The 12747-nt window shown below is 63.1% G+C and carries 11 protein-coding genes; 10 read left to right on the plus strand and 1 reads right to left on the minus strand.

Annotated features, from left to right (window positions below):
• Positions 1-77: 77 nt before the first annotated feature.
• The gene (sodA, locus tag I6G83_RS07185; RefSeq protein WP_015344032.1) at positions 78-701 is read right to left on the minus strand and encodes a superoxide dismutase [Mn]; all 624 of its coding nucleotides are present in this window, start codon (positions 699-701) and stop codon (positions 78-80) included.
• Positions 702-1157: 456 nt separating this feature from the next.
• On the opposite strand from sodA, the gene fdnG reads away from it, so the two are divergent.
• The 10 genes from fdnG to I6G83_RS07235 all read left to right on the plus strand — a co-directional run bounded on the left by fdnG (position 1158) and on the right by I6G83_RS07235 (position 12739).
• On the plus strand, positions 1158-4205 hold the full coding sequence (gene fdnG / locus I6G83_RS07190; RefSeq protein ID WP_138111277.1) for a formate dehydrogenase-N subunit alpha: 3048 nt from the start codon (positions 1158-1160) through the stop codon (positions 4203-4205).
• A 12-nt stretch (positions 4206-4217) separates the two neighbouring features.
• Positions 4218-5123: a formate dehydrogenase subunit beta gene (gene fdxH, locus I6G83_RS07195; protein ID WP_015344035.1), complete on the plus strand. Its 906-nt coding sequence runs from the start codon at positions 4218-4220 to the stop codon at positions 5121-5123.
• A complete protein-coding gene (gene fdoI, locus I6G83_RS07200; RefSeq protein ID WP_015344036.1) occupies positions 5120-5755 on the plus strand; it encodes a formate dehydrogenase cytochrome b556 subunit in 636 nt (211 codons plus the stop codon). The genes fdxH and fdoI overlap by 4 nt, the downstream gene beginning before the upstream one ends.
• Entirely contained in the window at positions 5755-6684 is a 930-nt protein-coding gene (gene fdhE, locus I6G83_RS07205; protein WP_054307593.1) for a formate dehydrogenase accessory protein FdhE, read from the plus strand. The genes fdoI and fdhE overlap by 1 nt, the downstream gene beginning before the upstream one ends.
• Positions 6685-6809: 125 nt before the next feature.
• Positions 6810-7442 carry a DcrB-related protein gene (locus tag I6G83_RS07210; protein WP_041411944.1) on the plus strand — a complete coding sequence of 211 codons (633 nt, stop codon included), beginning with the start codon at positions 6810-6812 and terminating at the stop codon, positions 7440-7442.
• 35 nt (positions 7443-7477) lie between these two features.
• Positions 7478-8083, plus strand: a complete 606-nt coding sequence (locus I6G83_RS07215) for a glutathione S-transferase (RefSeq protein WP_015344039.1) — start codon at positions 7478-7480, stop codon at positions 8081-8083.
• Between the two features lie 74 nt (positions 8084-8157).
• Positions 8158-9549, plus strand: coding sequence for an L-seryl-tRNA(Sec) selenium transferase (gene selA, locus I6G83_RS07220; protein WP_054307592.1), 1392 nt, complete (start codon positions 8158-8160; stop codon positions 9547-9549).
• On the plus strand, positions 9546-11387 hold the full coding sequence (gene selB, locus I6G83_RS07225; RefSeq protein WP_054307591.1) for a selenocysteine-specific translation elongation factor: 1842 nt from the start codon (positions 9546-9548) through the stop codon (positions 11385-11387). Before selA ends, selB begins: the two co-directional genes overlap by 4 nt.
• A 343-nt stretch (positions 11388-11730) precedes the next feature.
• Entirely contained in the window at positions 11731-12336 is a 606-nt protein-coding gene (locus I6G83_RS07230; RefSeq protein WP_015344042.1) for a DUF3540 domain-containing protein, read from the plus strand.
• Between the two features lie 10 nt (positions 12337-12346).
• Positions 12347-12739, plus strand: coding sequence for a DUF4150 domain-containing protein (locus I6G83_RS07235; protein WP_061321779.1), 393 nt, complete (start codon positions 12347-12349; stop codon positions 12737-12739).
• Positions 12740-12747: the final 8 nt, after the last annotated feature.

A 12747-nucleotide genomic window follows, 5' to 3' on the forward strand; every position in this document is an offset into this window, starting at 1 on the left:
ATTGCAGGGATAAACTTTAGCGGTTTTTTAAGCAAAAAATGCCCGCGGGACGCGGGCATGATGACGAGATGAAAGGATTACTTCTTGGCGGCGAAGCGCGCGGCGGCTTCGTCCCAGTTCACCACGTTCCAGAATGCTTTGATGTAGTCCGGGCGTTTGTTCTGATATTTCAGGTAGTAAGCGTGTTCCCACACGTCCAGGCCGATCAGCGGGAACCCGGAGGCGCCGGCAACGGCTTCGCCCATCAGCGGGCTGTCCTGGTTGGCGGTGGAGACTACGGCCAGTTTGCCGTCATCTTTCAGCACCAGCCATGCCCAACCGGAACCGAAACGGGTAGCGGCGGCTTTCTCGAACTCTTCCTGGAATTTCTCCACGCTGCCGAAGTCGCGCTCGATGGCGGCCTTCAGATCGCCGGACAGGGTGGTGCCGGTTTTCAGGTTTTTCCAGAAGAAGCTGTGGTTGGCGTGGCCGCCGGCGTTGTTGCGCATAAAGGTGCGCTTGTCGGCCGGAACCTTATCCAGGTCTTTGATCAGCTCTTCAACGCTCAGCGACGCCAGTTCCGGGTAGGCTTCCAGCACGGTGTTGGCGTTGTTGACGTAGGTCTGATGGTGTTTGGTGTGATGGATCTCCATCGTCTGCTTGTCAAAGTGCGGTTCCAGCGCGTCATAGGCGTACGGCAGTGATGGCAGTGAATAACTCATGATCATCGTCTCCAGTGTGATAGGGCGGCGCAAGGATGTAAGCACCGCGTAAGCAGTCGGATCATTATAGTTAATTAAATGATATTGAAAATGATTATCAATGCCCCTTGGTTTGTGCGGTTTTTGCGCAACCCATGAGTGTGATCAATGTCTCACTTTTGTGTCATATTGTGTCTATATTATTCACTGACAGAGCACGGCTTTATAACAACCCCGGTATCGCTATGGTATTATACGGGGTTATACCCTCAATAATTCGAGTTGCAGGCAGGCGGCAGGAGAAGGTGTCCCCGGTAAGTGATGCGGGTGACTGAGCGCCGCCGGTTCACCTGCAGCCTGAAGTATGACGGGTAGATAACGTTGCCAATATAACAACGATCATTATTAGCGCTTCCACGCCCGGCGTGAAGCAGGCGCACTCGAAACAATGTGACTACGCGATGAAGGAGACCCCCCATGCAGGTCAGCAGAAGGCAGTTCTTTAAGATCTGCGCTGGCGGTATGGCAGGGACGACGGTGGCCGCGCTGGGGTTCACCCCGGAAGCGGCGTTAGCGGAAACCCGGCAGTACAAACTGCTGCGCGCCCGTGAAACCCGTAACAACTGTACATACTGTTCCGTCGGCTGTGGGTTGTTGATGTACAGCCTTGGCGACGGCGCCAAGAACGCAAAAGAAAGCATTTTCCATATCGAAGGGGATCCGGATCATCCGGTCAGCCGCGGCGCGCTTTGCCCGAAAGGCGCAGGCCTGGTGGATTTCATCCACAGCGAAGGCCGTCTGCAGTACCCTGAATACCGCGCGCCAGGCTCTGATAAATGGCAGCGCCTCAGCTGGGACGACGCCTTTACCCGCATCGCCAAGCTGATGAAAGAGGACCGCGACGCCAACTTCGTCGCCACCAACGAACAGGGCGCCACCGTTAACCGCTGGCTGTCCACCGGCATGCTGTGCGCGTCAGGCGCCAGTAACGAAACCGGCTATTTAACGCAAAAATTCACCCGCGCTCTCGGCATGCTGGCCGTAGACAACCAGGCGCGCGTCTGACACGGACCAACGGTAGCAAGTCTTGCTCCAACATTTGGTCGCGGTGCGATGACCAACCACTGGGTGGATATTAAGAACGCGAATTTGATCGTCGTGATGGGCGGCAATGCGGCAGAAGCGCATCCGGTGGGGTTCCGCTGGGCGATGGAAGCCAAAATTCACAATAAAGCCAAGCTGATTGTGATCGATCCGCGCTTTACCCGTACGGCATCGGTGGCGGATTTCTATACGCCAATCCGTTCCGGCACCGACATTGCTTTCCTGTCGGGCGTACTGCTGTACCTGATCACCAATAACAAAATTAACCGCGAGTACGTCGAGGCCTACACCAACGCCAGCCTGCTGGTGCGGGAAGATTTTGCCTTTGAAGACGGCCTGTTCAGCGGTTACGACGCCGACAACCACAAGTACGACAAAACCACCTGGAACTACCAGCTGGACGAAAACGGCTACGCCAAGCGCGACGTTACGCTGCAGGATCCGCGCTGCGTGTGGAACATGCTGAAAGAGCACGTCAGCCGCTATACGCCGGACGTGGTGGAGAATATCTGCGGCACGCCGAAGGCCGACTTCCTGCAGGTGTGCGAATACATCGCCGAAACCAGCGCCCACGACCGCACCGCATCGTTCCTGTATGCGCTGGGCTGGACGCAGCACTCGGTCGGTGCGCAGAACATCCGCACCATGGCGATGATCCAGCTGCTGCTCGGCAATATGGGCATGGCGGGCGGCGGCGTCAACGCGCTGCGCGGCCACTCCAACATTCAGGGGCTGACCGACCTGGGCCTGCTGTCGCAGAGCCTGCCGGGCTACCTGACCCTGCCGTCCGAACAGCAAACCGATCTGAACGGCTACCTGAACGCCAACACGCCGAAGGCGCTGCTGCCGGGGCAGGTCAACTACTGGAGCAACTACCCGAAATTCTTCGTCAGCCTGATGAAGAGCTTCTACGGCGACAAGGCGCAGAAAGAGAACGACTGGGGCTTTGACTGGCTGCCGAAGTGGGATAAAGGCTACGACGTGCTGCAGTACTTCGAAATGATGGCGCAGGGCAAGGTCAACGGCTACTTCTGCCAGGGCTTTAACCCGGTGGCGTCGTTCCCGAACAAAAACAAGGTCGTTGCCTCGCTGTCCAAGCTGAAGTTCCTGGTGACCATCGACCCGCTGAATACCGAAACCGCCAACTTCTGGCAGAACCACGGCGAGTTTAACGACGTGGATCCGTCGCAGATTCAGACCGAGGTCTTCCGCCTGCCGTCCACCTGCTTTGCCGAGGAGAACGGCTCGATCGTCAACTCCGCACGCTGGCTGCAGTGGCACTGGAAGGGCGCCGACGGCCCGGGCGAAGCGATGAACGACGGTGAAATTCTGTCGGGCATCTTCAGCCGGCTGCGCGAGATGTACGCGCGCGAAGGCGGCGCGACGCCGGAGCCGGTGCTGAACATGACCTGGGACTACCTGACGCCGGAAAATCCGTCGCCGGAAGAGGTGGCGCAGGAGAGCAACGGCAAGGCGCTGGCGGATATTCTCGACGCCGACGGCAAGGTTCTGGTGAAAAAAGGCCAGCAGCTGAGCACCTTCGCCCATCTGCGCGACGACGGCACCACCGCCAGCGGCTGTTGGATCTTCGCCGGCAGCTGGACGCCGGAAGGCAACCAGATGGCGCGTCGCGACAACGCCGACCCGTCCGGCCTCGGCAATACGCTGGACTGGGCCTGGGCGTGGCCGCTTAACCGCCGCATTCTGTATAACCGCGCCTCGGCTGACCCGTCCGGCAAGCCGTGGGATCCGAAGCGTCAGATGCTGGAGTGGGACGGCGCCAAGTGGACCGGGATGGATGTGCCGGACTACAGCACCGCCGCGCCGGACAGCGACGTCGGGCCGTTTATCATGCAGCCGGAAGGCATGGGACGTCTGTTCGCCATCGATAAAATGGCGGAAGGGCCGTTCCCGGAACACTACGAGCCGTTTGAAACGCCGCTCGGCACCAACCCGCTGCATCCGAAGGTGGTGTCCAACCCGGCGGCGCGCGTGTTTAAAGACGATCTGGCGACGATGGGCAAATCCGACAAGTTCCCGTACGTCGGCACCACCTACCGTCTGACCGAGCACTTCCACTACTGGACCAAGCACGCGCGGCTCAACGCCATTGCGCAGCCGGAGCAGTTTGTGGAGATCGGCGAAAAACTGGCGCAGAAGAAAGGCATCAAACAGGGCGATACGGTCAAAGTCAGCTCCAACCGCGGCTATATCAAGGCCAAGGCGGTGGTGACCAAGCGTATCCGCACGTTGCAGGTGAATGGTCAGGAGGTCGACACCATCGGCATCCCGATCCACTGGGGCTACACCGGGGTGGCGAAAAAAGGCTTCCTGGCCAATACCCTGACGCCGTTTGTCGGCGACGCCAATACGCAGACGCCGGAGTTCAAGGCGTTCCTGGTCAACGTGGAAAAGGTGTAACGGAGACGAGTTATGGCAATGCAATCTCAAGACATCATTCGTAAATCCGCCACCAACGGCCTGACGCCGGCGCCGCGCGCCCGCGACGACAAAGCGGAAGTGGCGAAGCTGATTGACGTCACCACCTGTATCGGCTGCAAAGCCTGTCAGGTGGCCTGTTCCGAGTGGAACGACATCCGCGATGAGGTCGGTCACAACGTCGGGGTGTACGACAACCCCGCCGATCTGACCGCCAAGTCCTGGACGGTGATGCGTTTCTCCGAAGTGGAGATGGACGACAGCGGCAAACTGGAGTGGCTGATCCGCAAGGACGGCTGCATGCACTGCGCCGACCCGGGCTGCCTGAAGGCCTGCCCGTCGGAAGGGGCGATCATCCAGTACGCCAACGGCATCGTCGACTTCCAGTCGGAGCACTGCATCGGCTGCGGCTACTGCATCGCCGGCTGTCCGTTCGACGTGCCGCGCATGAACAAGGACGACAACCGGGTGTACAAATGCACCCTGTGCGTCGACCGCGTTGATGTCGGCCAGGAACCGGCCTGCGTGAAAACCTGCCCGACCGGCGCCATCCACTTCGGCACCAAAGAGGCGATGAAAAACGTCGCCGCCGAGCGGGTGGGCGAACTGCAGACGCGCGGCTACCAGAACGCCGGGCTGTACGATCCGGCCGGCGTCGGCGGCACGCACGTGATGTACGTGCTGCACCACGCCGACAAGCCGCAGCTGTATCACGGCCTGCCGGACAACCCGTCGATCAGTCCGGCGGTGACGTTCTGGAAAGGCGTGTGGAAACCGCTGGCGGCCATCGGCTTTGCCGCCACCTTCGCAGCCAGTATCTTCCACTATGTCGGCGTCGGCCCGAACCGCGTCGAAGAGGACGAGAACGACGAGCTGCACGATGAGGAGACGCGCAAATGAGGAAGGAAAAGCCAATTCAGCGCTACAGCGCGCCGGAGCGGATTAACCACTGGATCGTGGCGTTCTGCTTTATTCTGGCGGCCATCAGCGGGCTCGGGTTCTTTTTCCCGTCCTTTAACTGGCTGATGAATATCTTCGGCACGCCGCAGCTGGCGCGCATTCTTCACCCCTTCGCCGGGGTGATCATGTTTGCCGCGTTTATGCTGATGTTCCTGCGCTACTGGAAGCATAATCTGATCAACCGTGAAGATATCCTCTGGGCCAAGAACATCCACAAGATTGCGATGAACGAGGAAGTCGGCGACACCGGGCGCTATAATTTCGGCCAGAAGTGCGTCTTCTGGGCGGCGATTATCAGCCTGCTGCTGCTGCTGGCCAGCGGCATCGTTATCTGGCGTCCTTACTTTGCGCCGGCCTTCTCCATCCCGCTGATCCGCATTGCGCTGCTGGTGCATTCGCTGGCGGCGGTGGGGCTGATTATCGTGATTATGGTGCACGTCTACGCCGCTCTGTGGGTGAAAGGCACCATCACCGCGATGGTCGAAGGCTGGGTGCCGGCCGCCTGGGCCAAGAAACACCACCCGCGCTGGTACCGTGAGGTCCGCGAAAAACGACAGGAAAACAAACCCTGATGAGTATCCGCATTGTTCCTAAAGAGCAGTTAGGGGCACAGCGTGAAAAGCCACACACGGCGGAAGCAATTCCGCCGTTACTTTTCGCGAATCTGAAAAGCCTGTACACCCGCCGTGCTGAACGCCTGCGTCAGTTGGCGGCCGATCACCCGCTGGGGGATTACCTCCACTTCGCCGCCGGCATCGCCGAGGCGCAGCAGCACGCGCTGCATGACCACCCGCTGCAGCTGGACCTGTCCGACGCGCTGCGTCAGGGCGCCGAACGCGGCAAACCGCCGCTCGATCTCAGCGTCTATCCGCGCAGCGCGCACTGGCGCACGCTGCTGACGGCGCTGATCGCCGAGCTGCGCCCGCAGGCGCCGCAGCACGTGCTGGCGGTGCTGGATAACCTGGAAAAGGCCGCCGAGCAGGAGCTGGAGCAGATGGCGACCGCTTTGCTCAACCGCGAATTCGCGCAGGTGGGCAGTGAGAACGCGCCCTTTATCTGGGCGGCGCTGTCGCTGTACTGGGCGCAGATGGCCAGCCAGATCCCCGGCAAGGCGCGCGCCGAATACGGCGAACACCGCCAGTTCTGCCCGGTGTGCGGCAGCATTCCGGTCTCCAGCATGGTGCATATCGGCACCGTCAACGGCCTGCGCTACCTGCACTGCAACCTGTGCGAGAGCGAGTGGCACGTGGTGCGGGTGAAGTGCAGCAACTGCGAGCAGACGCGCGATCTGAACTACTGGTCGCTGGACAGCGAACAGGCGGCGGTGAAGGCGGAAAGCTGCGGCGACTGCGGCACCTATATGAAAATTCTCTATCAGGAGAAGGATCCGCAGGTGGAAGCGGTGGCCGACGATCTGGCGAGCCTGATCCTCGACGCCAAAATGGAAGACGAGGGCTTTGCCCGCAGCAGCATCAACCCGTTCCTGTTCCCGGGCGAGTAAGCGGGAGTCGGCGGCAGACGCATGATTGTGCAGGCGTCTCGGTTATTTCCCGCGTCTTATCTGGCATTCGCCTGAGCGTCTTGCTACGTTTACGCCATAGCGCGTAAAGCGAAAGGAAAGGGATGATGTTCAAAAAGATCGTGAAGTTTGCCGCCGCGGCGGCCCTGATTGCCGGCCTGAGCGCCTGTGATGATTCGGATACCAAACAGCCGACGGTGCCGAAGCCCGCGCCGAAACCGACGGCGACCCAGCCGGCGCCAAAGCCGAAGCCTGCGCCGCTGCCGGGGCTGAGCGTCTCGCTGCAGCAGGGGAAACTGACCTTTGAGCTGCCGTCCGGCTTTAGCGATCAAACGGAAAACAGCGGCATCATTAACGACCATACGTCGACCATTCAGCGTTTCCTGAATGGCAAGTCGCGCCAGAGCGCCGTCTCCTCCGAGGTGATTCCGCCGACGGGGATGAAGCTGAACGACAGCGACAAAATGCTCAATGAGCTGATGCAGAGCATGATGACCGAGCTGTCCGGCCGCTATAAGCAGATTGAGAAGACCAAGGAAGAGAACTTTACCGTCGGTAAGCAAAAGTTCCGCCGGCTGGATACCGAACAGAGCGTTAACGGGCAAAAAGTGGTTTCCACCATTGTCCTGACGGTGTTCAATAAACGCGTGATTACGCTGCAGATGCTGTCGCCGGCGAAAGAGCCGGCGGTGCACCAGGCGCTGGTGCAGCGCATTGTTGATACGCTGGCGGTGAAGTAACCGGCGCTGCCTGCCCGCCGCCCACGGGAGGGAAGATGAAACTGATTGGCAGTTATACCAGCCCTTTTGTCCGCAAGATTTCCGTGCTGCTGCTGGAAAAGGGGCTGGCGTTTGAGTTCGTCAACGATCCGCCCTACGAGGCGCAGACGCGGGTGGGCGAGCACAACCCGTTGGCCAAGGTGCCGGTGCTGCTCGATGAGCACGGCGAGGCGTTCTATGACTCGCGGGTGATCGCCGACTATCTGGAGCTGCTGCCCGCCGGGCCGCGCTTTGTGCCGGACGACCGCGCGCTGGCGCTGCGGGTGCGGCGCGGCGAAGCGTTGGCGGACGGCGTGACCGAGGCGGCGTCGCTGCTGTATCGCGAGAGCCTGCGCGCCGCGGGCAAACAGGATGAAGCCTGGATGCTGCGGCAGCGCGACAAGCTGCAACAGGGACTGGATGCGCTGGAAGCGCTGGCGCAGGAAAAAGCGCTGCTGAACGGCGAGCAGCTGACGCTGGCGGATATCGCCGCCGGCTGCGCGCTGGGTTATCTCAACTTCCGCCGTATCCTGCCCAACTGGTGCGTCGGACGCCCGGCGCTGGTCAAGCTGGCCGAGCGTCTGTTCGCCCGCGAAAGCTTTGCCCGCACCTCGCCTCCCTGATCGACCGACGGGCGCGCCGGACGCGCCCCGTTATTGCTGAAGACAACCCTGAACACACCTGACACCGAGCAACCATGAGCACTGAAGCCCAATCCCTTTACAGCCGGCTGCCGGCGATTGACCGCCTGCTGCGCGACCCGACGATAGCACCTTTGTTGGCCAGCCACGGCCAGACGCTGATTGGCGAGCTGCTGCGGCAGATGCAGGCGCAGGCCCGCGACGCGATTAAACGGCAGGGACGGTTGCCGGCGTGGTGCGACGACTGGCCGCAGGCGCTGCAGGCGCGGCTGGCGCAGCAGCAGCAGCCGCGGCTGAAGACGGTATTCAACCTCAGCGGCACCGTGCTGCACACCAACCTGGGGCGCGCCCAGCTGGCGCAGCCGGCGATCGAGGCCATCGGCCGGGTGATGGGCGCGGCGGTGACGCTGGAGTACGATCTGGACGGCGCCGGCCGCGGCCATCGCGACCGCGCGGTGGCCGATCTGCTGTGTCAGCTGACCGGCGCGGAAGACGCCTGCATCGTCAACAACAACGCCGCGGCGGTGCTGCTGATGCTGGCGGCGGTGGCGCCGGGCAAACAGGTGGTGGTATCGCGCGGCGAGCTGGTGGAGATCGGCGGGGCGTTCCGCATCCCCGACGTGATGCGCCAGGCGGGCTGCCAGCTGGTGGAGGTGGGCACCACCAACCGCACGCATCTGAAAGATTATCAGCAGGCGATCACCGAACAGACCGGGCTGCTGATGAAGGTGCACACCAGCAACTACTGCGTGCAGGGCTTTACCGCAGCGGTTGATGAAGCGCAGCTGGCGCAGCTGGGGCGGCAGCACGGCCTGGTGACCGCTACCGATCTGGGCAGCGGTTCGCTGATTGATATGACGCAGTACGGCCTGCCGGCGGAACCGATGCCGCAGCGGCTGCTGGCCGACGGCGTCGATCTGGTGACCTTCTCCGGCGATAAACTGCTGGGCGGGCCGCAGGCCGGGATTATCGTCGGCAAGAAAGCGCTGATCGCGCAGCTGCAGCAGCATCCGCTGAAGCGCGCACTGCGCGTCGGCAAAATGACGTTGGCGGCGCTGGAGGCCACGCTGCGCCTGTATCAGCAGCCGGAGCTGCTGGCGCAGCAGCTGCCGACGCTGCGCATGCTGACCCGGCCGCAGCAGGAGATGCAGGCCGCCGCCGAGCGTCTGCTGGCGCAGCTGTCGCCGCACTATGCCGGCCGCTTTACGCTGCGGGCCGAACCCTGCTGGTCGCAGATCGGCAGCGGTTCGCTGCCGGTGGACCGCCTGCCGAGCTATGCGCTGACCTTCACGCCGCAAGACGGCCGCGGCGCTACCCTGGAGCGTCTGGCGCAGGCGTGGCGCGCGCTGCCGCAGCCGGTAATCGGCCGCATCAACGACGGCAAACTGTGGCTCGACCTGCGCTGCCTGACGCAGGAAGCGGCGCTGGCGGAGGCGCTGCAAGCATGATTATCGCCACCGCCGGCCATGTCGACCATGGTAAAACCACGCTGCTGCAGGCGATCAGCGGGATCAACGCCGATCGCCTGCCGGAAGAAAAACGCCGCGGCATGACCATCGATCTCGGCTACGCCTACTGGCCGCAGCCGGACGGGCGGGTGCTGGGCTTTATTGACGTGCCGGGGCACGAAAAATTCCTCGCCAATATGCTGGCGGGCATCGGCGGCATCGACCATGCGCTGCTGGTGGTGGCCTGCGATGACGGCGTGATGCCGCAAACCCGTGAACATCTGGCGATCCTGCGCCTGAGCGGCCGCCCGGCGCTGACGGTGGCGCTGACCAAAGCCGACCGCGTCGATGCCGAGCGGCTGGCGGAAGTCACCGCGCAGGTGCAGGCCGAGCTGGCGCAGCAGGGCTGGCCTGATGCGCCGCTGTTTGTTACCGCCGCGGCGCAGGATCTGGGGATTGCGGCGCTGCGCGCCCACTTGCTGGCGCTGACGCCGGCGCAACATGCGCTGACGCGCCGTTTCCGCCTGGCGGTTGACCGCGCGTTCAGCGTGAAGGGCAGCGGGCTGGTGGTGACCGGCACCGCGCTCGGCGGCCGCGTCGCGGTGGGCGACACCCTGTGGCTGAGCGGCCAGGAGGTGCCGGTGCGGGTGCGCGGGCTGCATGCGCAGAACCAGCCGGCGCAGCAGGCGCAGGCCGGACAGCGCATCGCGCTGAACATCAGCGGCGACGTCAGTAAAAGCGACGTGACGCGCGGCGACTGGCTGCTGGCGCAACGGCCGGCGCTGCGGGCGGAGCGCGTACTGGTGACGCTGGAGCAGGATCAGCGGCTGAAGCACTGGCAGCCGCTGCATATTCACCACGCGGCCAGCCATATCACCGGCCGGGTGTCGCTGCTGCAGGACTCACTGGCGGAGCTGATCCTCGACCGTCCGCTGTGGCTGGCGGAAGACGATCGGCTGGTGCTGCGCGATATCGCGGCGCGCGAAACGCTGGGCGCCGCCCGCGTACTGGCGCTGACGGCGCCGAAGCGCGGTAAACGTCAGCCGGCGTATCTGCACTGGTTGGCGCAGACGGCGCAGGCGCAGGATGACGCGCAGCGGCTGGTGCTGCAGCTGCAGCAGGGTCCGCTGGACGTGGCGGCCTTCGGCTGGGGGCGCCAGCTGAGCGACGAGCGGCTGACGCAGCTGCTGGATGAGCATCAGGTGCTGACGGCCGGCGGCAGGGCGCTGTCGCTGGACAACGCCCGTCAGGCGGAGCAGCGCCTGCTGCAGGTGCTGGCGGAGTATCATCAGCAGCATGGCGATCAGCTGGGCCTCGGGCGGGCGCGTCTGCGGCGCATGGCGCTGCCGGCGCTGGACGAGGCGCTGGCGTTTTTACTGATCGAACGGCTGCAGGCGGCCGGCGCGCTGCACAACAGCCGCGGCTGGCTGCATCTGCCGGAGCACGGCCTGGCCTTTGGCGAGCAGGAACTGGCGCTGTGGCAGCGCATGGCGCCGCTGTTCGGCGATGCGCCGTGGTGGGTGCGCGACCTGGCGGCGGAGCTGGCGGCCGATGAGGCCGAGGTGCGCGCCACGCTGCGCAAGGCGGCGCAGCTGGGCCATGTGACCGCGGTGGTGGTCGACCGCTACTACCTCAGCCAGCGGATGGCGCAGTTCGCCGCGCTGATCCGCGAGCTGCACGCCAGCCAGGGCGGCGCCAGCGCCGCCGATTTCCGCGATCGGCTGGGCGTCGGGCGCAAGCTGGCGATTCAGGTGCTGGAGTTCTTCGACCGCAGCGGCTTTACCCGCCGTAAAGGCAATCAGCACCTGTTGCGCGACAGCGGGCTGTTCGACGCCTGATCTCCGCATTTCCCCGCCTTATCCGCGCTCAGTCTGCTTACACAGGCTGGGCGTTTTGCCTTTTCTCATCGTTATGTGCGCTTTCTCTCTAAGAATATGCTGAATTTTTGTCCGGCGATCGGCTTCTGTCACATTGTTTTATAAGCAATGTGATAACAATAGGGTAACGATGCTGTGACATTGGCAGTTGTTGTCGGCGGAGGCTTGTGGATAAAGTGAGCATTCGCGCACTTGCCGTTAGTGAACGGCATCCCTGATTGACCCTCTTGCTGCGCGTTATCGTCTGGTGAACGAGCCGATCGCCGGGGCATTCAGCCTATCGCCGCCGTTAAGGAGTGAGCAGATGAGCAATATCAACCATCAACTGGCGCACAGCGCGGCGCCGCCGCTGCAGAGCGCGGGCACCGTCACCCACTGCTTTGCCGACGGCAGCCTGAGCGTGGAGAGCGAAGGGCGCGGCTGGCACTGTCAGCGCGCCGCCAGCTGCGTGATCGCCCCGCAGGCGGGCGACCGGGTGCTGATTGCCGGGGTGGACAACCAGGTGTGGCTGCTGGCGGTGCTGGAGCGCGCCAACCCGGCGGCGGCTGAGCTGAGCGTGCCGGGTGACCTGCATATCCGCAGCAGCGGTGAACTCAGCCTCAGCAGCGAGGCCCTGCGCGTCAGCGCCGGACAGGGCGACTGTCATATCAGCGAGATGAATTACAGCGGCGACAAGCTGTCCGCCTGGGTCAGCCTGACCCGTACGGTGGGCAAGCGCGCCGAATCGGTATGGCAGACGGTGACGCAGGTCAGCCAGAACCTGTTCCGCCAGACCCGTAATACCGAGCAGGTGCGCGCCGGGCAGCTGGATATCCGCGCCGATGATTACGCGCGTCTGCATGCGCACAACACGGTGATTACCTCCAAGGCGATCACCAAAATCGATTCAGAACAGATTCATATGGGCTGAGGAGGCCGCGATGTTTGCCAACTGCCAACTGATGGGCGTCGATCTGGCGTTTCCCGACGTCTGTCTGACGCCGACTCCGACGCCCACGCCGATCCCCTACCCGGATATCGCCATGGGGCCGACGGCGATCCCCAATGCGCTGAACATCCTGTTTATGGGCATGCCGGCCCACAATATGGCGACGGTGACGCCGCTGACCAACGGCGATAATCCGGGCGTCGCCACCGGCGTGGCGTCCGGCACGGTGATGGGGCCGTCGCGCCACCTCACCGGCGCATTTACCGTATTGCTCAAAGGCACGCCGGCCACCCGGCTGACCAGCGTCAGCCTGCAGAACTCGACCAACGCCGTCGGGATGCGCGTGGTGCCCAGCCAGTTCAAGGTGCTGATGCTGGCGCCCTGAGCATCGTC

The sequence above is a fragment of the Serratia rubidaea genome, from assembly GCF_016026735.1.
GTDB classification, from domain to species: domain Bacteria; phylum Pseudomonadota; class Gammaproteobacteria; order Enterobacterales; family Enterobacteriaceae; genus Serratia_B; species Serratia_B rubidaea.

Excerpts from the sequence above, each read along its gene's own strand:
- I6G83_RS07235 (WP_061321779.1), top strand. The coding sequence starts at position 12,347 with ATGTTTGCCAACTGCCAACTGATGGGCGTCGATCTGGCGTTTCCCGAC.
- selB (WP_054307591.1), top strand. The coding sequence starts at position 9,546 with ATGATTATCGCCACCGCCGGCCATGTCGACCATGGTAAAACCACGCTG.
- fdhE (WP_054307593.1), top strand. The coding sequence starts at position 5,755 with ATGAGTATCCGCATTGTTCCTAAAGAGCAGTTAGGGGCACAGCGTGAA.
- I6G83_RS07230 (WP_015344042.1), top strand. The coding sequence starts at position 11,731 with ATGAGCAATATCAACCATCAACTGGCGCACAGCGCGGCGCCGCCGCTG.
- fdxH (WP_015344035.1), top strand. The coding sequence starts at position 4,218 with ATGGCAATGCAATCTCAAGACATCATTCGTAAATCCGCCACCAACGGC.
- selA (WP_054307592.1), top strand. The coding sequence starts at position 8,158 with ATGAGCACTGAAGCCCAATCCCTTTACAGCCGGCTGCCGGCGATTGAC.
- fdoI (WP_015344036.1), top strand. The coding sequence starts at position 5,120 with ATGAGGAAGGAAAAGCCAATTCAGCGCTACAGCGCGCCGGAGCGGATT.
- sodA (WP_015344032.1), bottom strand. The coding sequence starts at position 701 with ATGAGTTATTCACTGCCATCACTGCCGTACGCCTATGACGCGCTGGAA.
- I6G83_RS07215 (WP_015344039.1), top strand. The coding sequence starts at position 7,478 with ATGAAACTGATTGGCAGTTATACCAGCCCTTTTGTCCGCAAGATTTCC.
- I6G83_RS07210 (WP_041411944.1), top strand. The coding sequence starts at position 6,810 with ATGTTCAAAAAGATCGTGAAGTTTGCCGCCGCGGCGGCCCTGATTGCC.